Here is a 21,886-nt window from a genome sequence, read left to right on the forward strand (position 1 = left end):
ATGATGAGAGCGCCTTGAACTCTTTCCGACGCCGAAGGGAGCTTCGCGCCCATGCTCAAAGGCTCATGTTTCGCCGCTCTTCTGGCTTTCGCGCCCTCGGCTGCTCTGGCCGACTCCGCCTTTCGGGCGGGCCTCGCGCAAATTCCCGCCGAGGCCTACGAGGAGGCGTCGTCTTTTCCCTTGCCGATCTATCTGGCCGATCCTCGGGCTCTGGCGGAGCTCTCCGGCGGAGACCTTGCGGCGCAGGGGATCCGGATGCGGGCGTTTTTCCCCATCGGCGCGGGCTTCTGGGAGGTCTGGCGTCAGACCGGCGCCGAGGCCTGGCGCGCAACCACGGGGACCGATCTGAAGGATCTGACTTTCGTGGCGGTCATGGGTCAGCCGCCCGCCGTGGTTTCGGTTCTCGGCATGGAATCCCCGGAGGCCGTTCAGGGCGTTCTCGCCAGATTGGCGGAGAGGACGGAATTCGAACCCGTCGAAGGCCTGGAGGGCGCGCTGATCAACGGCGAGCCGATGAAACAGGATTTCGCGCGCCGCGACCCCGCCGACCCATGGCGCGGGAGCCTCGGGCAGGCTGTGGCCGTCGGGGGGAAGGGCGCGGCTCTGATCCACGCGTCGGCGCCCGAGGCCATCCGCTTCCTGCGCGGCGTGGAGCGGAGCGCTCTGGAGACTCCGATTCTCGCGACGGCTCTGGCGGGCCTGGAATCCGTCGCGGGCGAGGGCGAGGCGCTTCAGGCCTCGCCCTTCACGCCGGTTCTGGGGCTGGAGTCGGGCTTCGACCCTGCCGAGATTCTCTTGCGGGCGCGGCCCGGCCAGGACATGGCGGCTCTGCGCGCCGAGATCGAAGCCCGCATGGCGGAGACGACTCGGGGCGTCCCGCCCTATTTCGGCGGGCTCCTCGCCGACGCCCAGATTCAAGGGCGTCCGGCTCTGGTCGTCGCGCTGGCCTATCCCGATTGCGGGACCGCTCAGGCCGCCGCCGAAGCCTCCGCCGGGCTTTGGCGGGCCGAGCTTCCCGAACCCGCCGCCGAGGTCTCCGCCTCTCACGTCGAGGGCGTCGAGGGCGTCGAGGGGCTTTGCGCGGCGGTGATTCTGGGTCTGGGCGAGGCTCGGGAGGACCTGGCCAATCCTCTTGCTTCTGCGGCGCTTCAGCGGATCATGCGCGGGCAGGGCCTCCCGATGCTCCGCATCGGCGCCCCCTGAGTTGAAAGCGGCGGGCGCAGGGTCTAAGTTCGGAGCCAAGCGCCCCCGCCTTCGATCCGCGGGGCGGAGGAGATTCAGCCATGCAGAAATTCACCAGCCTCTCGGGAGTGGCCGCGCCCCTGCCCCTGATCAACATCGACACCGACATGATCATCCCCAAGCAATATCTGAAGACGATCAAGCGCACGGGGCTCGGGACGGGGCTGTTCTCGGAGCTGCGCTATGACGAGCAGGGCGGCGAGAATCCGGACTTCGTGCTGAACCGGCCCGCCTATCGTCAGGCGGAGATCCTCGTGACGGGGGACAACTTCGGCTGCGGCTCCAGCCGCGAGCATGCGCCCTGGGCCCTGCTGGATTTCGGGATCCGCTGCGTGATCGCGCCGAGCTTCGCCGACATCTTCTACAACAACTGCTTCAAGAACGGGATCCTGCCCATCGCCCTGCCTCAGGAGCAGATCGACCTGCTCATGGAGGACGCCGAGAAGGGCGCCAACGCCCGCATCACGGTGGATCTGGAGACTCAGACCATCGAGCGCCCCAACGGCGAGAAGATCGCCTTCGACGTGGACGCCTTCCGCCGTCATTGCCTGTTGAACGGGCTCGACGACATCGGCCTGACGCTCCAGCATGGCGCGGAGATCGACGCCTTCGAGGCGAAGATGCGCGGCGATCAGCCCTGGGTGTTGCAGAAGCGCGCCTGAGCATTCGGAGCGCGAGGAGAAATCCGCAAGGCCGGGGGAGGCTCCTCCGGCCTTTTCGCGCGTCCGGCGCCGAGGACGAGCGCTTCCGACCGCAGGGCGCAGGATCTGAGGAGCGTCGACGTCTGGGGAAAATCTGGTAGTGAGGGGGGGACTCGAACCCCCGACCTTCGGATTATGAGTCCGACGCTCTAACCAGCTGAGCTACCTCACCAGATATCGGGCCTGATAACTTGGCGGACGGGGGCTTGTCAATTCGTCATCGACGCCCCGTCGCGCCGAAATTCGCAGAAGCTTTCAATCTCCGTGCAGCTCCGCCCGCAGCCGCGGAAGACGCAGGGTCGCCCGAAGTCCGCCCAGCGGGCTTTCCCCAAGCTCCACCTCTCCGCCATGAGCCCGCGCCGCGTCCCGCGCGATGGCCAGACCCAGACCCACGCCGCCCCTCGCCCCGCCCGAAAGCGCGCTCCGCGCCGCGTCCAGACGCACGAAGGGACGGAACACCTCCTCGCGCTTCTCCGCAGGCACTCCGGGCCCGTCGTCGTCCACATGGATCTCCACGGCGGCGCGCCCGTCCTCCACCGAGATCTCGACATGACGGCCATAGGCTGCCGCGTTGTCCGCGAGATTCTGCAACGCCCGCGCCACCGCCCCCCGCCGCATCCAGAGCGGCGCCGCAGGAGAAGCCTCCCGCATCTCCTTCAGACGCGCCCTGGCTCCGGCGCGGGTCAGCTTCTCCACCGCCTCGCGGGCCAGCGCCGAGGGATCCGCCTGCTCCAGAGCCTCGCCTCCCTCGCCCCTGGCGAAGTCGAGATAGGCCCCGATCATGCGGTTCATCTCGGCCACGTCGGCCTCCAGATCGCGGATCTCGGGGCCCGGCGGCAGAAGCGCCAGAGCCAGATTCATCCGCGTCAGGGGCGTGCGCAGGTCGTGGCTCACCGCCGAGAGCATCATCGTGCGCTGGGCGAGCTGCTTCTCGATCCGGGCGCGCATCTGGAGGAAGGCGGCGCTCGCCTGTCGCACCTCCAGAGCGCCCGCAGGACGCAATTCGGCCGGCTGACCCTTGCCGAAGGCGTCGGCGGCGCGGGCCAGCTCGCGGATGGGCCGGATCTGGTTGCGCAGGAAGATCGCCGAGATGGTCAGCAGCACCAGCCCCGCGCCCCCCGTCCAGACGAGAAGCTGCCAGGCCCGCGAGGCGAAGAGCCGTCGCGCCGGAGGACGCGCCGCCAGAGCCCCCCCCCGCGCCGTCACCCGCAGGATGAAGGCGTCTTCGGCGTTCTGCCCGATCTCCACCGGCCCGACGGCGTCCTCGAAGGCCTCGGCCAGCGCCCGCCGCGAGACGTCGTAGAAGGGGATGGGCTCGGGCGTCACGCGGCGGCCCGGCTCGAAGGCCACCTCGTAGCCCAGCAGGCTGGAGGCCTGCTCCAGAGCCTTGCGGGCCTCCGCCTCCGACTGCGCCCCCTGGACCACGCCCGTCAGGAGCTTCATCTCCTGAGCCACCCCCGCCGCCAGCTGGCGCGTGGCGCCCGCCCAATGGCGCTCGACGAGCAGGGCGCTCACCAGAAGCTGGAGCAGCAGCATGGGCGCCGCCAGAATCAGCAGCGCGCGCGAGAAGAGGCGTTTCGGAAGCAGGTTGGCCATGAGAGAGTCATAAGCCGAAAGCCGTCGAAATTAAATTGCGGTCGCGCGACGCGCCGAATGCTTCTAGACTGCGCGCCCGAAGGGGTTTGAGGAGAGAGAACCGCCATGACGCGCGCCGCAGCGCCTAGCCTCGTGAGCACCGGATGGCTCGCCGAACAGATCGAATCCTCGCCCACGCTGCGCGTGGCCGACGCCAGCTGGCACATGCCCGCCTCCGGCCGGAACGCCAGAGCCGAATACGCCGCCCGGCGGATTCCGGGCGCGCTCTTCTTCGACATCGACGCCTTGTCCGACGACAAGACGTCCCTGCCGCACATGATCCCGCCGCACGAGAAGTTCGCTCTGGCGATGCGTCGGCTGGGCATGGGCGACGGACGCCATGTGGTGGTCTATGACGCGCAGGGAATCTTCAGCGCCGCGCGGGCCTGGTGGATGTTCCGGTTCTTCGGCCATTCCGAGGTCTCGGTGCTGGACGGCGGCTTTCCGAAATGGCTCGCCGAGGGCCGCCCCGTCGAGGAGGGCGAGCCCCTCCTCGCCCGCGAGCGCCATTATACGGGCCGCACGAATCTCAACCTCGTGCGCGACGTCACCCAGGTGGCCAGGGCCGCCAAGCTCGGGACGGAGCAGATCGTGGACGCGCGCTCGGCGGGCCGCTTCGAGGGCGCCGAGCCGGAGCCGCGTCCGGGTCTGCGGGCGGGCCATATTCCGGGATCGCGCAACGTGCCCTTCTCGACGCTGCTCGATTCCGACGGCGCCATGAAGTCGCCCGCCGAGCTGAAGGCGGTCTTCGAGGCGGCGGGGGTGGATCTCTCGCGGCCGATCATCACGAGCTGCGGCTCGGGCGTGACGGCGGCGGTGGTGAGTCTGGCGCTCTCGCGGCTCGGACATACGGAGAACGCGCTCTATGACGGCTCATGGGCCGAATGGGGCTCCTATGCGGATCTCCCGGTCGAGACCGGGCCCGCGAAACCGCTCTGAGCCGAAGTTCAAGGAGGCCGCCTTCCCATGCCGAGCTTTCTGCGGGCCGCGCTGCTGGCCCTCGCTCTGGTTTTCGCGACGCTCGCCGGGGCGGTCTCCGACGCCCGGGCCGCCGAGCGCAAGCTGGTGATCCACGTCGCCGAGGGCCAGACGACGACCATGTCCCAGGCCATCGTGATCGCGCGCAACGTCACGGAGCATTACGCCAGATACGGCGACACCGTGGACGTCAAGATCCTCGCCACCGGCGGCGGGCTCGACATCTTCCGCGTCGACCGCACCAGCTTCGCCGACGGGCTGCTGCGGCTGAAGAGCGAGCTGCCCAAGGTGGACTTCATCGCCTGCGGCAGCACCTTGCGGGGCGCGGCGGCGGCGATGAACGTCCCGGTTTCGGAGATCGACCTCCTGCCGGGGGTGCGGGTGGCGCCGGTGGGCGTGGCCGAACTGATGGATCTTCAGGACCGCGGCTATCGCTACGTGCGGCCCTGAGCGTCTGCGCGACGCGACCGGATGAAGGGGAGGCGCGGGGCTTCAGCGATAGGAGTCGCGGGCGGCCTCCGCCTTCGTGGCTCTGGGGAAGGCTCCGCCTCTCGGGCCGAAGAAGCTCCGCTCCATCTCGCCGATGACCTCGAGCGCCTTGTCGCGATCCCTGAACAGAAGCGTGTCGTGCTTGCGGCCGTCGGCGGTGGCCAGGGTGAGCCGCCAGGAGACGTCCGGGCCCCAGTCATGGCGGCCCTTGAAGCCGCGCAGATGCATCCAGAGGACGTCCTGCGGGCCATAGACCCCTTCGAACGCGTTGAAGACGCTCGCGCTCTCCACCTCGATCCGGTTGCGGCTCACGCGGATGAAGGTCGACCGCCAGATCAGCCCGCCGAGGATGAGCGTCGGACCGATCAGCAGGATGATCAGGCTGATCAGGAGAGAAAATCCGTCCCTCTCGCTCAGGACGGGGCCTTTCTGGGGAAAGAAGGCCGCCATGAAGGCCATGAGGAAGATTCCGAAGCCGAGGCCGCACAGGAGGAGCCTTTGCGTCAGCGTGACCTCCGAGCCATGGAGGAAGGCTTCGCCGTCCCATCCATGCGTCATTCGTCCGAGCGTTCCGATCATCCTCGCCTCCTCTCCTGAGGCCTGAAGGATGACGCGCGGAGATTGCGGAGGAATTGCCGTTCCCCGCAGGGAAATCCCGGCCTGCGCGGGGCGGGCCGGGAATGCGAAGGGATCATCGGGCGGCCCGCGCGGGGCCGCCTTCAGGTTTCAGCGCGCCGTCGGAGCCTGCGCTCCTCCGTTCAGCGGATGGTCGGAGCCTGCGGCTCCGCCGTTCAGTGGACGGTCGGCGCCTGCGGCTCCTCCGGGGCGGCGGGCGGGCTCCCGGCCTCGTGGTCGCCGAAGATCAGCCCGTTCGGGCCGAGCGTCACGGGCAGGACCTCGCCGTCCTTGAGTTCGCCGCGCAGCAGAAGCTCCGCCAGCGGATCCTCGACCGCCTTCTGGATCGTCCGCTTCAGCGGACGCGCGCCATAGGCGGGGTCGTAGCCGCGATCCGCGAGCCAGTTCTCGGCCTCCGGCGCGAACTCCAGACGGATCTTCCGATCCACGAGCCGCCGGTTGAGCCGACCCAGCTGGATCGTGACGATGCCGGTCATGTGCTCGCGGTCGAGGCGCTCGAAGAGCACGATCTCGTCGAGGCGGTTCAGGAACTCCGGCCGGAAATGCGACCGCACGGCGAACATCACCGCATCGCGGGCCTCGTCGGTGTCGGCGCCGTCGGGCAGCTCCACCAGAGCCTGAGCCCCGAGATTCGAGGTCAGCACGATCAGCGTGTTGCGGAAGTCCACGGTCCGGCCCTGGCTGTCGGTCAGGCGGCCGTCGTCGAGAACCTGCAGCAGCACGTTGAAGATGTCCGGATGGGCCTTCTCCACCTCGTCGAAGAGGATCACCTGATAGGGCCGACGCCGCACGGCTTCCGTGAGGACTCCGCCCTCGTCATAGCCCACATAGCCCGGAGGCGCGCCGATCAGACGGGCCACCGCGTGCTTCTCCATGAATTCGCTCATGTCGATGCGGGTCATGGCGCTGTCGTCGTCGAAGAGGAAGGCGGCCAGAGCCTTCACGAGCTCCGTCTTGCCGACGCCCGTCGGGCCGAGGAACAGGAAGCTGCCCAAAGGCCGATTCGGGTCCGAGATGCCCGCCCGCGCGCGGCGCACCGCGTTGGAGACGGCTTCCACGGCCTCCTGCTGGCCGATGACGCGCTTCGAGAGCTCCTCCTCCATGCGCAGCAGCTTGTCGCGCTCGCCTTCGAGCATCTTGTCGACCGGAATGCCCGTCCAGCGGCTGACCACCGAAGCGATGTGGTCGGGGAGGACGGCCTCCTCGACGAGGGCGCCGTCGCCGTTCTTCTCGGCGTCCGCGAGGGCCTTCTCCAGCTCCGGGATGGCGCCATAGGCCAGCTCGCCCGCCTTCGCGAGGTCGCCCTTGCGCTTGGCGTTCTCCAGGTCGATGCGGGCCTGATCCAGGCGCTCCTTGAGCTTCTGCTCGTCGCCCCGGCGGGATTTCTCCGTCTCCCAGGCGGCGGTGAGGCTGGCGGAACGCTCCTGGAGCCCGGCCAGATCCTTTTCGAGCTTGGCGAGCCGGTCCCTGGAGGCGGAATCCGTCTCCTTCTTGAGCGCCTCGGCCTCGATCTGCATCTGCATGATGTCGCGGTCCAGGGCGTCGAGCTCTTCGGGCTTGCTGTCGGCCTCCATGCGCAGACGCGCCGCCGCCTCGTCCATGAGGTCGATGGCCTTGTCCGGCAGGAAGCGGTCGGCGATGTAGCGATGCGAGAGCGTCGCCGCCGAGACCAGCGCCGAATCCGAGATCCGCACGCCATGGTGCAGCTCGTATTTCTCCTTGATGCCGCGCAGGATCGAGATGGTGTCCTGGACGCTGGGCTCCTCGATCATCACCGGCTGGAAGCGGCGGGCGAGGGCGGCGTCCTTCTCGACGTATTTGCGGTATTCGTCCAGCGTGGTGGCGCCGATGCAATGCAGCTCCCCGCGCGCGAGGGCCGGCTTGATCAGGTTCGAGGCGTCCATGGCGCCGTCGGCCTTGCCCGCGCCCACGAGGGTGTGCATCTCGTCGATGAAGAGGATCACCTGGCCGTCGGCGGCGGTGACCTCCTGGAGCACGCCCTTCAGACGCTCCTCGAACTCGCCGCGATATTTCGCGCCCGCGATGAGCGACCCCATGTCGAGGGCCATGATGGTCTTGTCCTTGAGGCTCTCGGGCACGTCGCCGTTGACGATGCGCCGCGCGAGGCCCTCGACCACGGCGGTCTTGCCCACGCCGGGCTCGCCGATGAGGACGGGGTTGTTCTTCGTGCGCCGCGAGAGCACCTGCATGCTGCGGCGGATCTCCTCGTCGCGGCCGATGACGGGGTCGATCTTGCCTTCCCGGGCGGCGGCGGTGAGGTCGCGGGCGTATTTCTTCAGCGCGTCATAGCTGGATTCGGCGGTGGCGCTGTCGGCGTTGCGGCCCTTGCGGATCTCCTCGATGGCGCTGTTGAGCGCCTGAGGCGTCGCGCCGCCGTCCTTGAGGATCTTCACGGTCCCGCCGACCATGCCCAGAGCCTGAAGCAGGCGCTCGACGGTGACGAAGCTGTCCTTCGCCTTCTTCGCGATCTCCTCGGCCTGCGCGAAGAGGCGCGCCGTCTGGGGATCGAGATAGACGCCTTCCGAGCCCGAGCCGCTCACCTTGGGCTGACGGGCCACGGCCAGATCCACGTCCCGCCTGATCTGCTCGGGATTTCCTCCGGCGCGGCGGATCAGGTTCGAGGCCATGCCCTGTTCGTCGTCCATCAGGGTCTTGAGCAGATGTTCGGGCGTGAGGCGCTGGTGGCCTTCGCGCAGGGCGATGGTCTGCGCGGCCTGAAGGAAGCCGCGCGCGCGCTCGCTGTATTTTTCGAGATCCATGATCGTCCTTCTCGGCATGTCCGCAAGCCGCCCGTGAAGTTCAGTGGCGCGGGTCTTGCTGTGTTTCCGCATGCGGGCGCCGAAGCCCGGCCGCCCGTCACGACATGTTGGCGCGCCCTCTCCGGCGCGCAAGGGGCCCGCCGTTAAGGGAGCCGCAAATTCCGCGTGGCAGGGTCCCGGGGCAGGGTTCCTGCGACGAACCGGGGGAGAACATCAAGATGACGCAGAGCGGAAAGCCCGAGGCGCAAAAGCCGACGCGCCGGGGATTCCTGCTGACCGCCATGGGCCTGGCGGCCGCGGGCGCGGCGGCGGGAGCGGGACTCGGGATGGGCGGAACGGCCCGAGCGGCCATGGCGCCCTTCGATCCCATGGCCCGCGCGGCGGCGCTCGCGCCGCGCACGCTGGATCTGGTGGCGGTCAACACCGGCGAACGCTTCTCCGGCGTCTATTATCAGGGCGGCTTCTACGATCCCGGCGCGGTGGAGAGCCTCGACCTCCTGCTGCGCGACCACCGCGAGAACGCCGCGCTGATGATGGACGTGCGGCTCTTCGACTTCCTCGCCGAGATTCAGGGCCGCATCGGCGGGAAACAGATCCAGATCACCTCCGGCTACCGCACGCCCCGCACCAACGCCCGCCTCAGCCAGGGCAGCGAGCGCGTCGCCAAGAACAGCCTCCACATGCAGGGCATGGCCGTCGACCTCAAGACGCCGGGGGTGAAGATCTCCGACGTGCAGAAGATCGCGCATGGGCTCAGGCGCGGCGGCGTCGGCTCCTATGCGGGCGCGAGCTTCCTGCATGTGGACGTCGGCGCGACCCGCGACTGGCGCTACTGAAGCCCCAGGACGGCCCCGAGGAGGCGCCGTTCCGGGACGCTCCGTCCCGATCCGGGGCGCCGAAGCCGCGCGACGGAGCGGCGAAGCGCCGCTGCGAAGCGGCGCTATCCTGTTCTGGCGCGAAGGATTATAGCTCCTGACGATCTGCTTGTCCGTATTCGTCCGGAGTTCCCCATGTCCGTCCTGATCGTCATTCCCGCCCGTTACAAGTCCTCGCGTTATCCCGGCAAGCCCCTTGCGGAGCTGCGCGGGGCCTCGGGGAGCGCGAAATCGCTGATCCGCCGGACCTGGGAGGCCGCGCAGACGGTCTCCGGCGCCGACCGCGTGGTGGTCGCCACCGACGACGACCGCATCCGCGAGGCCGCCGAGGCCTTCGGCGCCGAGGTCGTCATGACCGCCGAGGCCTGCGCCAACGGCACCGAGCGTTGCGCCGACGTGCTGGCGCGCCGTCCGGACCTCAGGCCGGAGATCGTCGTGAACCTCCAGGGCGATTCGCCCCTGACGCCGCCCTGGTTCGTCGAGGCGCTGATCGACGCCATGCGGGCGGAGTCCGGGCTTCAGGTCGCGACGCCGGTCCTGCGCTGCGACCGCGAGACCCTCGAAGCCTTCCTCGAAGACCGCCGCGCCGGGCGGGTGGGCGGCACGACCGCCGTCTTCGGCGCCCGCAGGGACGCGCTCTATTTCTCCAAGGAGGTGCTGCCCTACACGGGCCGCAGCTTCGCCGAGGGCGAGACCATTCCCGTCTTCCATCATGTGGGGCTCTACGCCTATCGGCCTGCGGCGCTGGCGGCCTACGGACGGGCGGCGGCGGGGCCGCTGGAGGGCCTCGAAGGCCTGGAGCAATTGCGCTTCCTCGAACAGGGCCTGCCCATCCGCTGCGTCGAGGTCGAGGGGCGGGGGCGCGTCTTCTGGGAGCTGAACAACCCCGTGGACGCGCCGCGTATCGAAGCGGCTCTGGCGCGCATGGGATTGGACTGATCGCGCAATCTTCTCCCCGGGTTTGTGCTATATGAGGATTGAGGGCGCGGATGCGTTGATCTCTGATCATCCGCCCCCGTCTCGTTTCTGGCTCCAGCTGACGCATACGGATTTTTACGTCGGGGATGATGACGTCAGGGCAGGCTTGATCTTTGGGATATGATCCGTAGGGATCATGTCTAACGCACTGATATTGAAATTTCAGTGCAACTCATATCCAGAGGTATATTTCTGTCCTGCGTGTGTCGGGTTCATTATCCTCTCCTTTCAGGATCCTATCCCTGCGAGCCCCCCAAGTAATTCTTAAGAGCAGATTGAAACAGAAAGGGGAGAGCGTTAGGTCAGGATCTGTAAAACTCGCAACCAGACATAACGGCGCAAGAATATGGCAAACCTCCACCTCAAACGCTTCGCCAGGCGGTCCGCTCTGGCCCTGATCTGCATGACGGCGACCTTCGGCGCGGGCTCCGCGACGGCCTACACCTCCGAGGGCGGCAGCTCCCAGAACCTCCGGACCCATCCGGGCGCGATGCCTCTGCCCTTCCCGGTGCCGGCCCAGATGCAGCCGCTGCCCCAGCCCTTCCCGCGCCCCGCCTACGAGCGGCCGCGCTACTGATCCGACCTCTCCGGGTCCGCTTCACAGGGTGAGGAGCGGAAGCGGTCAGGGAAGCAGGAGCCTCCGGCGAAGCCGGCAGACAAGAAGGCCCGCCTCCCGATCCGCGTCCCGAGAGATTCCGGCGCGCTGCGGATCTGTCGTTCAGGGATTTCGGAGCGCGTCGCAGCGAGGGGCCGACCGGCTTGGGCCGGAGGCCAGGGTCGGCCGCCTCCCCGTCGGGAGCGCGCAGCCGCCCGATTCGCCGCCGGCTCCGGCCGTCAGGCGCGCCGCCGCCGCCGGATGGTCCCGGCCCCGCGCGGCCGAAGGCTCGAAGCCTTTCCGAATTCCTGAAGATCGCGGACGAGTCCCCCGGCGAGGCCCGATTCCGGCCCCGCCTCCGGCGCGCCCTGCGGCGTCAGTCCTCGACGAGCTTGCCGCCGGACATGCGCAGCACGCGGTCCATGCGCGAGGCGAGATCCATGTTGTGCGTGGCGATCAGCGCCGCCAGACCCTGGCGTCGGGCGAGGCTGGTCAGCTCCTGAAACACCTTCTCCGAGGTCTCCGGGTCGAGATTGCCCGTGGGCTCGTCGGCCAGCAGCACGAGCGGCCGGTTGGCCACCGCGCGCGAGATGGCCACGCGCTGCTGTTCGCCGCCCGAGAGCTCGGCGGGGCGGTGATGCGCCCGCGCGGCCAGTCCCATGCGGTCGAGCAGATCCCGCGCCGTGGCCTCGGCCTCGGCCTTCGAGGCCCCCGCCAGACGCCGCGGAATGGCGACGTTCTCCAGGGCCGAGAACTCCGGGAGCAGGTGGTGGAACTGGTAGACGAAGCCGATGGCCACCCGCCGCAGCAGGGTCCGCCCCGCCTCGTCGAGCCTGCCGCAGCGTTTGCCCGCGATCCAGACCTCGCCGCGGTCGGGCGAGTCCAGCAGTCCGGCGATGTGCAGCAGGGTCGATTTCCCCGAGCCCGAAGGCCCCACCAGAGCGGTGAGCTCTCCGGGGGCCAGCCTCAGGCTGACGTCGCGCAGCACCGTCAGATGGCCCTGTCCGCCGCCCTCGCGATAACGCTTGCCGACGCCCTCCAGCCGCAGGGCCGATTTGCCGCTACTCATAGCGCAGGGCCTCCACCGGATCGAGCCGCGCCGCCCGCCGCGCCGGAAAGATCGTGGCGAGGAAGGAGACGCCCAGAGAGATGGCCGCCGTCGTCGCCACGTCGCTCCATTGCAGCCGCGAGGGCATGCGGCTGAGGAAGTAGATCTCGCCGGGGAAGAGCTTCGCCCCGAAGATCCCTTCGAGGAAGGTCTGGATGTTGGGGATGTTCGGCGCGATCAGCACCCCCAGAGACACGCCCAGCAGCGTGCCCATCACGCCGATGCTCGCGCCGCAGATGAAGAAGATGCGCAGGATCGCCCCCCGGCTCGCGCCGATGGTCCGCAGGATGGCCACGTCGCGCCCCTTCTCCTTGACCAGCATGATCAGCCCCGAGACGATGTTGAAGGCCGCGATCAGGATGATCAGCGAGAGGATCAGCCGCATCACCCGCCGCTCGGTGTCGAGCGCCGAGATGTAGCCGCCGCTCTGGCTCTTCCAGCTCATGATGGTCATGGGCTCGCCGGCGGCGGCCTGGAGGGTGGGCTCCAGCCGCTCGATGTTCTGGGGATCCGAGCTGATGACCTCGATTCCGTCGACGACGCCTTCCTTGTTGAAATAGATCTGCGCCTCCTCCAGCGGCATGTAGAGCAGCGCGGAGTCGAGTTCGGACATCCCGAGCTTGAACACATAGGCGATGGGATAGGACTTGATCCGCGGCCTGACCCCCATGGGCGTCAGGTCTCCGTCCGGAGAGATCAGGGTGATGCGCTCGCCCACCCGCAGATTCAGCATCAGCGCCAGGCCCGAGCCGATGGCCACGCCCTGATCCTCGCGGAAGGCGGTCAGCGCGCCTTCGGCGGTTTCGGGATCGGCCACGGCCTTCATGCGCCGGAAATCCTCCAGCCGCACGCCCCGCACCAGAGCGATGGAGTTGGCCGTGGATTGCGGATTGGAGGCCATGACCTGGCCATGGATCACCGGCGCGGCCTGGATCACCCCCGGCGTCGAGGAGAGGCGCGCCGCGACGGCGTCGTAATTGGTGAAGGGCCGCCTCTGGATGGCGGTCTGTTGCGGCGCGAGGCTCACATGGGCGTTCACGCCGAGGATCTGGTTGACCATCTCGTGACGGAAGCCCGTCATCACCGCCATGACGACGATCAGCGCCGCCACGCCCAGCGCGATGCCCACCAGAGACAGCCAGCTGATCGCCGAGATGAAGCCGTCCTTGCGCCGCGCCCGCAGATAGCGCAGGGCCACGTTCCATTCGAAGCCCGAAAAGGGGCGGGTGCGCGCGGTCCGGGTCTGGGGGGCGCGCTCGGTGAGGTCCAGGGCCTCTTCCTCCTCCTCCTCGTCCTCGGGGAAGACGGGCGGAGTTTCGGCTTTGGGCACGCGCAAGCGACGACGCTCCAGGGCGAAGGGTTCGGGTGGGGCGCCTTCTCCCTCGGCGGACGGAGCCGCAGGATCCGGAGACGCGGAGCGGCCCGTCTCGCCCCGGATGTCGCTCCGGGCCTCGACGCCGTCGAAATCCGCGAAGGGATCAGGCCCGGCGGGGGCCTCGAAGCGGGTCCGGCGGGGAGTCTCCGGCGCGGAGGCCTCCGGCGCAGGCGGATCGAAGGCGGCGGGAGCAGAGGCCTCGGGCTGGGCCGGGGCGCTCTTGAAGGGCGTGCGGGTGCGCGGCGGATTGCCCGGCGGACCCAGCGGAGGCCCCGCCCGGCGCGGTTCGGGCGCCGGAGCCCCGCCCGGCGGACGCGGCCTGCCGTCGCGCTGGACCGGCGCAGGGGGAGCGGGCGGCTCGGCCGAGGACTCGGCGCGACGCCGGGCCTCCAGCTCGATCCGCTGGCGGGCGAGGCGATCCACAAGGGCCTCTCCGCGCTCGACGTCCTCGTTCTTGCGACCCTCCGCCACCCTGCGCCCTCCGGCTCAGAGGCCGCGCGTCGCGGCGACGAGCTTCGCCACGGCCGCTTCGGGGGTCAGTTCTTCGGTCGCGCCGTCCTTGCGGCGGCGCAGCTCGACCTGTCCCGAGGCGAGGCCGCGCGGCCCCACCGTCAGACGCCAGGGCAGGCCGATGAGGTCCATGGCGGCGAACTTGCCGCCCGCCCGCTCGTCGCGGTCGTCGTAGAGGACTTCGACTCCGGCGGCGGTCAGCTCCGCGTAGAGCTTTCCGGCGGCGGCGTCGACGGCGGCGTCCCCCTGCTTGAGGTTCACGAGCGCCACATGGAAGGGCGCGGCGGCCTCGGGCCAGATGATCCCGTTCTCGTCGTGGCTCGCCTCGATGATCGCGCCGAGCAGCCGCGAGACGCCCACGCCGTAGGATCCCATCTCCAGCGTGACGGGCTGGCCGTCGGGGCCGATGGCCGTCGCCTTGAGGGGCTCGGAATATTTGGTCCCGAAGTAGAAGATGTGCCCGACCTCGACGCCGCGCGCCGAGACCTGACGTCCGGCGGGGGTTTCGGCCCAGATCGCGGGATCATGGGTTTCGTCGGTGCGGGCGTAGGCGCTGGTGAAGCTCTCAAAGATGGCCTCGACGGAGGCGGGGTCCTCGTAATCCACCTCGACGGAGGACCAGTCCTTCGCCAGAAGCTGGCTGTCCACGAAGACCTGAGATTCGCCCGTCTCGGCGAGGATGAGGAATTCGTGGCTGAGGTCGCCGCCGATGGGGCCGGTGTCGGCCTTCATGGGCACGGCGGTCAGGCCGAGCCGGGCGAAGGTCTTCAGGTAGCTCACGAACATCTTCTGATAGGAGAGCCGCGCGCCTTCGGCCGTGAGGTCGAAGGAATAGGCGTCCTTCATGAGGAATTCGCGCCCGCGCATCACGCCGAAGCGGGGGCGCGTCTCGTCGCGGAACTTCCACTGGATGTGATAGAGGTTGCGCGGCAGGTCGCGCCAGCTCTTGACCGCGTCGCGGACGAGCAGCGTGATCATCTCCTCGTTGGTCGGGCCGTAGAGCATTTCGCGCTCATGGCGGTCCTTGATGCGCAGCATCTCGGGGCCATAGGCGTCGTAGCGTCCGGATTCGCGCCAGATCTCCGCCGGCTGGATCGTCGGCATGAGCAGCGGGATGGCGCCGGCGCGCTGCTGCTCCTCATGGACGATGCGCTCCACCTTCTGCAGGGCCCGGTAGCCGAAGGGCAGCCAAGAATAGATTCCGGCGCTTGACTGCCGGATCATCCCCGCGCGCAGCATCAGCCGATGCGAGACGATCTGCGCCTCGGCGGGGGTCTCCTTGAGCAGGGGCAGGACATATCGCGTCAAACGCATGATGGGGAGCCAATCTGAGTCTCGATTTGCGAACAAAGCCCTGATGCGGCCGGGCTTTCCTCCGCGAGGGGCGCTTCGTTCTAAAGCCGTTTGGCGTCCGCTGGAAGCTCTTTTCCGACCAGCTTTCCTTCCGCGCGCCGGAGAGAGGCCCGGAGGGCCCGGAAGGGGGGCGCTCATTATTTTGCGCTGCAGCATTGATTTTGCAAGAAATATTGCGCACCCCGCAGAAATTCGCGTGACAGGCCGGGCGCAGGGCTATAAGGTCCCCCCTACAGAAGGCCACAGGCCCGGTCTGGGGAGGACCAGTCTTCAAAAATATCAAAAAGATGAAACCACAAAAACGAACGCCCTCTCCGGAGGGCGTTTTTTTATGCGTTTTTCGCCGAAGCGTGACGAAAAAACGCCCCCTGTCTTGCGAAGGGGGCGCCAAGGGAATGCACGCAAACGAACGTCCGGCCGGAGGGATGAAAGGGTAGAGAAATTCGGGACCAGGACGCTTAACCTTCCAGCAAGTTTCGCGCCAGATTCGCCGCGCTCAGGATTCGAAGATTTCGAGGAAGGCCTTGCGCCGGAAGGCCGAGGCGAGCGTGGACAGCCTTTTCTCCACCGCCTCGCCCCGCAGCCCCGCGCAGGACGGATGAAGGCGCAGCCTCAGCCGCTCGCCGTCCGGATGCAGGTCCACCGGGCAGAGGGGCAGCACGCCCGGCGTCGAGGCCGCCAGAACCGCTCCGAGCCGCATCCCCTTGCCGAGCGTCTCGGCCTCGGCGGCGGCCTCCGGCGAGAGCAGGCCCCGCAGCATGGCCAGACGCCCGTTGCCTCCCTTGTGACGATGCAGCAGCGTCAGGGTGAGGAAGGCGCGCTCCTGATGCGAGGCGCCGTTGACGTCGGGACGGGTCATCAGCTCGAAGCAGGCCTCGGCGCGATAATCCGGATGGGCCCGCCAGGCCGTGTCGCTGAGCCGCGACGCCGCCCGCAGAAGCCGCGGCGACAAGGCGGGATAGAGCGGCGCCAGCCAGTCGCCGAGCTCGTCGCCGAAGCCGGGAAAACGCGCGGTCTCGCGCTCGATGGCGGCGGCGGCCTCCAGAAGCGGATCGCGGCGGCGCTCCTCCTCGGAGAGGGTCTCGAAGAGCAGCCCCTCGCGCAGGCCCGTCGCCGAGACCCGCAGCCGCGCAGGCTGGCCGAGGACGATCAGCCGGCTCAGCACCCGCGCCGCGAAAGGCACGGTCGCCAGCCGCGTCGAGGAACTGTCCACCATGGGCTTGAGCGCGGCGGGCGCCTGCCGGGCGGCCCAGAGCGCGGTGTCGAGCGCCTGCTCCGGCGACATGTCGTATTCATGCAGGACGTGCAGCGGATAGGCGCGGCGCGTCATGTCGATCCGGGCGAGGGCCCGCCAGGCGCCCCCCACGCAATAGATGGTCTTGCCGGAGATCTGGGGCAGCTGCGGAGCGGTCCGGAGCCGCTCGTCGATCCAGTCGTCGAGGGCGGCGGGCTTGAGCTTCAGCGCCTCCAGGCGCAGGGGTCCGAGCGGGCCGGTCCAGCCCTCGCCGACCCCTCCGCCGCCGATGGCGATCAGCTCCAGCGAGGCGCCGCCGAGGTCCGCCGCCACGCCTTCGGCGTCGGGCGCGCCCATCAGCACCCCGAGCGCCGAGAGCCGGCCCTCCTCGGGACCGCTGACGATGCGCGGGACGAGGCCGGTTTCGGCCTCCATGCGGGCGGCGAACTCCCGGCCGTCGGAGGCGTCGCGCACGGCGGCGGTGGCCGCGACGGTCGGGTTCTCGACGCCCATGGCCCGCGCGATGGAGGCGAAGCGCCGCAGGTTGACCAGCGCCGATTCCTTGCCTTCCGGATTCAGGACGCCGGTCTCCTGGAGGCCGCGCCCGAGGCCGCAGAGCACCTTTTCATTGAACATGTAGGCGGGGCTGCGCGTCGAACCGGCGAAGACCACCAGCCGGATGGAGTTGGAGCCGATGTCGATCACGCCGAAGGGGCGTTCGGAGGGATTCCGGGAATCTTCTCGGGAGAGGGGTGGGGCGGCGTCGGTCGGCGTCATGATGGCTCCCCTTCTGCGGACGCTCCGGAGCGCCTCCACGCCTTTCGACGAGGCCGCGCTCCAGCGCCGGATAAGCGCAGAGGCGGGGGGCGGTCAAGCGCGGAGGAGGAAGGACGCAGGCGGAGGACGCAAAAAGCGCCCCGGAACGCGGAAGGCTCCGGGGCGCAGGCGCGGTTTCGGGTCGGGGAAGGCGGAGGAGCCGGGCGCGGAGAAGTCCGGATCCCCCGTCATGAGGGAGAGAAGGTCAGGCGGCCTGATCCTCCGGCGCGGTCCCGACGGTCGGGGCGGCGGAGGTCGGGGAGCCAAGGGACGCGATCCGGATGCGGCGGGGCTTCAGGGCCTCGGGCACCTCGCGCACGAGGTCCACGTGCAGAAGGCCGTTCTCCAGCGAGGCGTCGGTGGCGCGCACATGGTCGGCGAGCTGGAAACGGCGCTCGAAGCCGCGCTTGGCGATGCCGCGGTGCAGATAGACCGTCTTCGGCGTCTCGCCTTCGGCGCCCTCGGCGGGGCGGGCCCGGGTCGCGGAGATCACGAGCGCGTTCTCGCGGCTCTCGATGGCGATCTCGTCTCCGGTGAATCCGGCCACCGCGATGGTGATCCGGTAGGAGGCTTCGCCGGTCTTCTCGATGTCGTAGGGGGGATAGGTCTGCGGCTCCGAGGCGTCGGTCAGCAGATTGTCGAGCAGCGAGGCCACGCGGTCGAAGCCGACGGTGGAGCGGTGCAGCGGAGCGAAATCAAGCGTGCGCATGAATCATACCCTTCATCAAGCGATATGGTCGTGTCGGGGCCCCTCCGGTTGCGGACGGGGCCGGGTCGTCTCGCCGGACCCTGCAGGAGGCGTCCGGTGAGGATGGATTTAGGAGAGCCCCGCGCCTTGTGAAGAGGCGCCTCCCGATTTTTCCCCGCGCCCGGAGAAACTCCGGAAAGAGGCGGATCCTTCAACCTTCTCCTAAGGTCCGCGCGTCTAGCCTCCTGCGCTCGGCCCTCTGCGGTTGGGGAGGAATGGACAAGGGAGACCGCGTGCGCGATCCGGCCTGGAAGCTCTGTTTCGCCTTCGTCGTGTTCCTCGGGACGGGGATCGCCGCCGACCGCTGGCTGGAGCGCGGACGCGCGGACACGCTCCGCGTCATGCGCGAGGCGCCCCCGCGCGACGACCCGCGTCGGCTGCGCTGGCTGGAGGCGGGCGCGGCGGCGGGCCACCCCCGGTCGATGATCCACCTCGCCTTCATGCACGAATGGGGATGGGGCGGACTCGAGCGGAACCAGGCCCTCGCCTGGTTCTGGACGCGCAAGGCCGCCGAAACGGGAGACCGCATGGCGATGCGGATCTTCGGCGAACAGCTCATGTGGGGAGAGCCCGAAGGCTCGCCGAGGGCGCGCGAAGGGCTCGTCTGGGTCGAGAGATCCGCCGCGGCCGGGAATCCGCTGGCCTTCCTGACGCTCGGGCGGCTCTCGGAGAGGGGCGCCCAGGGCAGGCCCCGCGACTGGGCCGAAGCCGCCCGGCTCTACGCGGTCGCGCAGGATTTCGTCGAGCCCCTGACGGCCCTCGCCGCCCTTTACGAAGAAGGCGGGCCGGGTCTGCCGCGCGATCCGGCGAAGGCTCTGGCGCTCTACGAGAGGGCCGCGCAGATGGGTCCGAAGCGCCGCGCCTCCTCGCCGCAGGAGGCCCGGGCGGCGCTGAGCCGCGCGCAGGAGCGCGCCGAGGCCCTGCGCGCCGCCGCTCCGTGAAGCCTCGTCCTTCCGTCCGCGACCTTCTCGGCGACCTCTCCGCGACTTCGCGTCCCGGCCTCTCCTCTCGCGCCCCGCGCCGAAATCCCTTAAGGACTCCAGCCGGGAACAGCGCAAGGAGAGGCGAGATGTCGCGTCTGGTGTTCGAAGAGGTGGCCCCCGAAGAGGAGGTCCGCCGTCGCGCGGCCGAGGCTCCGCGCCCCGGCGAAGCGGACCGGATCAGGGCGCGTCAGCGTCGGGCCGTGGCGATCTGGCTGTTCGTCATGGCGGCTCTGGTGGCGCTGGTCGCAGCGGTGGGCGCGGCCACGCGTCTGGCGGAGGCGGGGCTCTCCATCGTGGAGTGGGCGCCGATCAAGGGGATCCTGCCGCCCTTCTCCGAAGCCGCCTGGCTCGCGGAGTTCGAGAAATACAAGCTGATCCCCCAGTTCACCGAATCCGACCAGATGATGACCCTCGCCGAGTTCAAGGGAATCTACTGGTGGGAATGGGCGCATCGGCTGGTCGGGCGGCTGCTGGGCGTGGTCTTCTTCATTCCCTTCGTCTTCTTCGCCGTGAAGAAGTGGATTCCGGCGGGCTACATGGGCCGCATCCTGCTCTTCGGGGCTTTGGGCGCCTTTCAGGGCGTGCTCGGCTGGTGGATGGTCTCCTCGGGGCTGGAGGGCTCGGACCGGGTGCGGGTCGCGCCCTATCGGCTGATGGCGCATCTGGGGCTGGCGGCTCTGCTCTTCATGTTCATGCTCTGGACGGCCCTCAGCCTGCTGCGGCCCGCCCATGAGCTGCTCGCCGCGCGGCGGGGGCGCTCGAAGGGGCTGATGGCCTTCGCCGGCGCCACCCTGACGCTGCTGTCCCTTCAGGTTCTGGCGGGAGCTCTGGTGGCGGGGCTTCAGGCGGGCTGGCAATATTCCGACTGGCCGATGATGGGCGGGAGCTTCTTCCCGGCCGAGGGCGCTTCGATCTCGCCCTTCTGGCGCAATTTCTTCGAGGACGCCGCGACCACGCAATTTTTGCATAGAATGCTGGCTTATTGCTTTATAGGTATGGCGGTCGTGTTCTGGATGCGGGCGCGCCGCGCGGGCCACGCCGAGATTCGTCGTCGGGCGAACTGGGTTCTGGGCCTGACGCTGACTCAGGTTCTGATCGGCGTGACGATCCTGACTCATGGAATGCCCTTCTGGCTCTCCGTGGGACATCAGGTCTTCGCCTTCGCGCTGATGGGCGCCTTCGTCTGGGCCAAACATGAAGTCGCCTATCCGCGCGAGGAAAAGATCGCGCGCGCCTGAGCCCCTGACTGACGCTGAGGAGAATTTGCTCGAATGAAGGCCGTTCTTGACGAACTGGAGTCCCGGCGCGCTCAGGCGCGTCTCGGCGGCGGCGCCAAGCGCATCGAATCGCAGCACGCCAAGGGCAAGCTCACCGCCCGCGAGCGGCTGGAGCTGCTGCTCGACGAGGGCAGCTTCGAGGAATACGACGCCTATGTGCTGCATCGCTCCCATGACTTCGGCATGGAGCAGAGCACCATTCCCGGCGACGGCGTGGTGACGGGCTGGGGAACCATCAACGGCCGCCCGGTCTACGTCTTCAGCCAGGACTTCACCGTCTTCGGCGGCTCGCTCTCCGAGACCCACGCCCAGAAGATCTGCAAGATCATGGACATGGCCGTGCGCAACGGCGCGCCGGTCATCGGACTCAACGATTCGGGCGGCGCGCGCATCCAGGAAGGCGTCGGCAGCCTCGCGGGCTACGCCGACGTGTTCCTGCGCAACGTCATGGCCTCGGGCGTGGTGCCCCAGATCAGCGTGATCATGGGGCCCTGCGCGGGCGGCGCGGTCTATTCGCCCGCCATGACCGACTTCATCTTCATGGTCCGCGACAGCTCCTACATGTTCGTCACCGGGCCGGACGTGGTGAAGACCGTCACCAACGAGACCGTGACGCAAGAAGAGCTGGGCGGCGCCCGCACCCACACGACGAAATCCTCGGTGGCCGACGGCGCCTTCGAGAACGACGTCGAGACGCTCTTCCAGATCCGCCGGCTCTTCGACTTCCTGCCGCTCAACAACCGCGAGAAGCCGCCCGTCCGCCCGGTGAACGACGTCCCCGACCGGCTCGACAATGCGCTGGACACGCTGATTCCCGAGAATCCCAACACCCCCTACGACATGCGCGAGCTGGTCCTCAGCCTCGCCGACGAGGGCGACTTCTTCGAGATCCAGCAGGATTTCGCGAAGAACATCCTCACGGGCTTCATCCGCATCGAGGGCTCGACGGTGGGCGTGGTGGCGAATCAGCCTCTGGTGCTGGCGGGCTGCCTCGACATCGAATCCAGCCGCAAGGCCGCGCGCTTCGTGCGCTTCTGCGACGCCTTCAACATTCCGATCCTGACGCTGGTCGACGTCCCCGGCTTCCTGCCGGGCGTGGCTCAGGAGCATGGCGGCGTGATCAAGCACGGCGCCAAGCTGCTCTTCGCCTTCGCCGAAGCCACCGTGCCCAAGGTCACGGTCATCACGCGCAAGGCCTATGGCGGCGCCTATGACGTCATGAGCTCCAAGCACATCCGCGGCGACGTGAACTACGCCTGGCCCACCGCCGAGATCGCCGTGATGGGCGCCAAGGGCGCCACCGAGATCCTCTATCGCAGCGAGCTCGGCGACAAGGACAGGATCGCCGCCCGCGCCAAGGAATATGAGGACCGCTTCGCCAATCCCTTCGTGGCGGCGCAGCGCGGCTTCATCGACGAGGTGATCAATCCGCATTCCACCCGTCGGCGCGTGGCGCGGGCCCTCGCCGCCCTGCGCACGAAGAAGCTCGAAAACCCGTGGCGCAAGCACGACAACCTTCCGCTCTGAGGCTTGAAGCCCTCCCCCGCGCCTCTTGCCTTGAGGCGCGGGGGAG

At 68.7% G+C, this 21,886-nt stretch carries 18 protein-coding genes and 1 tRNA gene; 10 read left to right on the forward strand and 9 right to left on the reverse strand.

Annotated features, from left to right (window positions below; all coding sequences use genetic code 11):
• The first annotated feature begins 51 nt into the window (after positions 1 to 51).
• On the forward strand, positions 52 to 1,203 hold the full coding sequence (locus tag PHN62_RS01040; protein ID WP_300145028.1) for a hypothetical protein: 1,152 nt from the start codon (positions 52 to 54) through the stop codon (positions 1,201 to 1,203).
• A gap of 80 nt (positions 1,204 to 1,283) precedes the next feature.
• On the forward strand, positions 1,284 to 1,904 hold the full coding sequence (gene leuD / locus PHN62_RS01045; protein ID WP_300145031.1) for a 3-isopropylmalate dehydratase small subunit: 621 nt from the start codon (positions 1,284 to 1,286) through the stop codon (positions 1,902 to 1,904).
• A gap of 134 nt (positions 1,905 to 2,038) precedes the next feature.
• Here the strand turns inward: leuD and PHN62_RS01050 are convergent.
• Both PHN62_RS01050 and PHN62_RS01055 read right to left on the reverse strand, forming a co-directional pair.
• A tRNA-Met gene (locus PHN62_RS01050) sits at positions 2,039 to 2,115 on the reverse strand.
• 83 nt (positions 2,116 to 2,198) lie between these two features.
• Positions 2,199 to 3,539 carry an ATP-binding protein gene (locus PHN62_RS01055; protein ID WP_300145033.1) on the reverse strand — a complete coding sequence of 447 codons (1,341 nt, stop codon included), beginning with the start codon at positions 3,537 to 3,539 and terminating at the stop codon, positions 2,199 to 2,201.
• 105 nt (positions 3,540 to 3,644) lie between these two features.
• Here PHN62_RS01055 and sseA point away from each other — a divergent pair, with 105 nt between their 5' ends.
• A complete protein-coding gene (gene sseA / locus PHN62_RS01060) occupies positions 3,645 to 4,517 on the forward strand; it encodes a 3-mercaptopyruvate sulfurtransferase (protein ID WP_300145036.1) in 873 nt (290 codons plus the stop codon).
• Positions 4,518 to 4,544: 27 nt separating this feature from the next.
• Entirely contained in the window at positions 4,545 to 5,006 is a 462-nt protein-coding gene (locus PHN62_RS01065) for a DsrE family protein (RefSeq protein ID WP_300145038.1), read from the forward strand.
• A 42-nt stretch (positions 5,007 to 5,048) separates the two neighbouring features.
• Here PHN62_RS01065 and PHN62_RS01070 read toward each other — a convergent pair whose 3' ends face one another.
• On the reverse strand, positions 5,049 to 5,603 hold the full coding sequence (locus PHN62_RS01070) for a hypothetical protein (RefSeq protein WP_300145041.1): 555 nt from the start codon (positions 5,601 to 5,603) through the stop codon (positions 5,049 to 5,051).
• Positions 5,604 to 5,836: 233 nt separating this feature from the next.
• Positions 5,837 to 8,461, reverse strand: a complete 2,625-nt coding sequence (clpB, locus tag PHN62_RS01075) for an ATP-dependent chaperone ClpB (protein WP_300145044.1) — start codon at positions 8,459 to 8,461, stop codon at positions 5,837 to 5,839.
• A 218-nt stretch (positions 8,462 to 8,679) separates the two neighbouring features.
• Here clpB and PHN62_RS01080 point away from each other — a divergent pair, with 218 nt between their 5' ends.
• The 3 genes from PHN62_RS01080 (at position 8,680) to PHN62_RS01090 (ending at position 10,891) form a co-directional block, all read left to right on the forward strand.
• Positions 8,680 to 9,297: a DUF882 domain-containing protein gene (locus tag PHN62_RS01080; protein WP_300145047.1), complete on the forward strand. Its 618-nt coding sequence runs from the start codon at positions 8,680 to 8,682 to the stop codon at positions 9,295 to 9,297.
• A gap of 174 nt (positions 9,298 to 9,471) precedes the next feature.
• Positions 9,472 to 10,275, forward strand: a complete 804-nt coding sequence (locus tag PHN62_RS01085) for a 3-deoxy-manno-octulosonate cytidylyltransferase (protein ID WP_300145050.1) — start codon at positions 9,472 to 9,474, stop codon at positions 10,273 to 10,275.
• A gap of 385 nt (positions 10,276 to 10,660) precedes the next feature.
• Positions 10,661 to 10,891 carry a hypothetical protein gene (locus PHN62_RS01090; RefSeq protein ID WP_300145053.1) on the forward strand — a complete coding sequence of 77 codons (231 nt, stop codon included), beginning with the start codon at positions 10,661 to 10,663 and terminating at the stop codon, positions 10,889 to 10,891.
• A 394-nt stretch (positions 10,892 to 11,285) separates the two neighbouring features.
• On the opposite strand, the gene PHN62_RS01095 is transcribed toward PHN62_RS01090, so the two are convergent.
• The 5 genes from PHN62_RS01095 to PHN62_RS01115 form a co-directional block, all read right to left on the reverse strand.
• Complete coding sequence (locus PHN62_RS01095) at positions 11,286 to 11,978, reverse strand: ABC transporter ATP-binding protein (RefSeq protein ID WP_300145056.1); 693 nt, start codon at positions 11,976 to 11,978, stop codon at positions 11,286 to 11,288.
• The gene (locus tag PHN62_RS01100; RefSeq protein ID WP_300145058.1) at positions 11,971 to 13,863 is read right to left on the reverse strand and encodes a lipoprotein-releasing ABC transporter permease subunit; all 1,893 of its coding nucleotides are present in this window, start codon (positions 13,861 to 13,863) and stop codon (positions 11,971 to 11,973) included. The genes PHN62_RS01095 and PHN62_RS01100 overlap by 8 nt, the downstream gene beginning before the upstream one ends.
• A 15-nt stretch (positions 13,864 to 13,878) precedes the next feature.
• On the reverse strand, positions 13,879 to 15,216 hold the full coding sequence (gene proS / locus PHN62_RS01105) for a proline--tRNA ligase (protein WP_300145061.1): 1,338 nt from the start codon (positions 15,214 to 15,216) through the stop codon (positions 13,879 to 13,881).
• A gap of 535 nt (positions 15,217 to 15,751) precedes the next feature.
• A complete protein-coding gene (locus tag PHN62_RS01110) occupies positions 15,752 to 17,266 on the reverse strand; it encodes a Ppx/GppA family phosphatase (RefSeq protein WP_300145064.1) in 1,515 nt (504 codons plus the stop codon).
• Between the two features lie 244 nt (positions 17,267 to 17,510).
• The gene (locus PHN62_RS01115; protein ID WP_300145067.1) at positions 17,511 to 18,014 is read right to left on the reverse strand and encodes an Hsp20 family protein; all 504 of its coding nucleotides are present in this window, start codon (positions 18,012 to 18,014) and stop codon (positions 17,511 to 17,513) included.
• 254 nt (positions 18,015 to 18,268) lie between these two features.
• Between PHN62_RS01115 and PHN62_RS01120 the strand changes: the two genes are divergently transcribed.
• The 3 genes from PHN62_RS01120 (at position 18,269) to PHN62_RS01130 (ending at position 21,840) form a co-directional block, all read left to right on the forward strand.
• Positions 18,269 to 18,994 (forward strand): tetratricopeptide repeat protein, encoded by a 726-nt coding sequence (locus PHN62_RS01120; RefSeq protein WP_300145069.1) that lies wholly within the window; start codon positions 18,269 to 18,271, stop codon positions 18,992 to 18,994.
• Between the two features lie 128 nt (positions 18,995 to 19,122).
• Positions 19,123 to 20,274: a COX15/CtaA family protein gene (locus PHN62_RS01125; RefSeq protein ID WP_300145071.1), complete on the forward strand. Its 1,152-nt coding sequence runs from the start codon at positions 19,123 to 19,125 to the stop codon at positions 20,272 to 20,274.
• 33 nt (positions 20,275 to 20,307) lie between these two features.
• Positions 20,308 to 21,840, forward strand: coding sequence for an acyl-CoA carboxylase subunit beta (locus PHN62_RS01130; protein WP_300145074.1), 1,533 nt, complete (start codon positions 20,308 to 20,310; stop codon positions 21,838 to 21,840).
• The last annotated feature ends 46 nt before the right edge of the window (positions 21,841 to 21,886 follow it).

Origin of the sequence: Neomegalonema sp. (assembly GCF_028688855.1) — a bacterium.
In the GTDB taxonomy this organism is placed as follows: Bacteria; Pseudomonadota; Alphaproteobacteria; order Rhodobacterales; family Rhodobacteraceae; genus Neomegalonema.

What these genes read in the sequence shown, in the direction of transcription:
- PHN62_RS01040 (WP_300145028.1), top strand. Translation starts at nt 52, where the DNA reads ATGCTCAAAGGCTCATGTTTCGCCGCTCTTCTGGCTTTCGCGCCCTCG.
- leuD (WP_300145031.1), top strand. Translation starts at nt 1,284, where the DNA reads ATGCAGAAATTCACCAGCCTCTCGGGAGTGGCCGCGCCCCTGCCCCTG.
- PHN62_RS01055 (WP_300145033.1), bottom strand. Translation starts at nt 3,539, where the DNA reads ATGGCCAACCTGCTTCCGAAACGCCTCTTCTCGCGCGCGCTGCTGATT.
- sseA (WP_300145036.1), top strand. Translation starts at nt 3,645, where the DNA reads ATGACGCGCGCCGCAGCGCCTAGCCTCGTGAGCACCGGATGGCTCGCC.
- PHN62_RS01065 (WP_300145038.1), top strand. Translation starts at nt 4,545, where the DNA reads ATGCCGAGCTTTCTGCGGGCCGCGCTGCTGGCCCTCGCTCTGGTTTTC.
- PHN62_RS01070 (WP_300145041.1), bottom strand. Translation starts at nt 5,603, where the DNA reads ATGACGCATGGATGGGACGGCGAAGCCTTCCTCCATGGCTCGGAGGTC.
- clpB (WP_300145044.1), bottom strand. Translation starts at nt 8,461, where the DNA reads ATGGATCTCGAAAAATACAGCGAGCGCGCGCGCGGCTTCCTTCAGGCC.
- PHN62_RS01080 (WP_300145047.1), top strand. Translation starts at nt 8,680, where the DNA reads ATGACGCAGAGCGGAAAGCCCGAGGCGCAAAAGCCGACGCGCCGGGGA.
- PHN62_RS01085 (WP_300145050.1), top strand. Translation starts at nt 9,472, where the DNA reads ATGTCCGTCCTGATCGTCATTCCCGCCCGTTACAAGTCCTCGCGTTAT.
- PHN62_RS01090 (WP_300145053.1), top strand. Translation starts at nt 10,661, where the DNA reads ATGGCAAACCTCCACCTCAAACGCTTCGCCAGGCGGTCCGCTCTGGCC.
- PHN62_RS01095 (WP_300145056.1), bottom strand. Translation starts at nt 11,978, where the DNA reads ATGAGTAGCGGCAAATCGGCCCTGCGGCTGGAGGGCGTCGGCAAGCGT.
- proS (WP_300145061.1), bottom strand. Translation starts at nt 15,216, where the DNA reads ATGCGTTTGACGCGATATGTCCTGCCCCTGCTCAAGGAGACCCCCGCC.
- PHN62_RS01110 (WP_300145064.1), bottom strand. Translation starts at nt 17,266, where the DNA reads ATGACGCCGACCGACGCCGCCCCACCCCTCTCCCGAGAAGATTCCCGG.
- PHN62_RS01115 (WP_300145067.1), bottom strand. Translation starts at nt 18,014, where the DNA reads ATGCGCACGCTTGATTTCGCTCCGCTGCACCGCTCCACCGTCGGCTTC.
- PHN62_RS01120 (WP_300145069.1), top strand. Translation starts at nt 18,269, where the DNA reads ATGGACAAGGGAGACCGCGTGCGCGATCCGGCCTGGAAGCTCTGTTTC.
- PHN62_RS01125 (WP_300145071.1), top strand. Translation starts at nt 19,123, where the DNA reads ATGTCGCGTCTGGTGTTCGAAGAGGTGGCCCCCGAAGAGGAGGTCCGC.
- PHN62_RS01130 (WP_300145074.1), top strand. Translation starts at nt 20,308, where the DNA reads ATGAAGGCCGTTCTTGACGAACTGGAGTCCCGGCGCGCTCAGGCGCGT.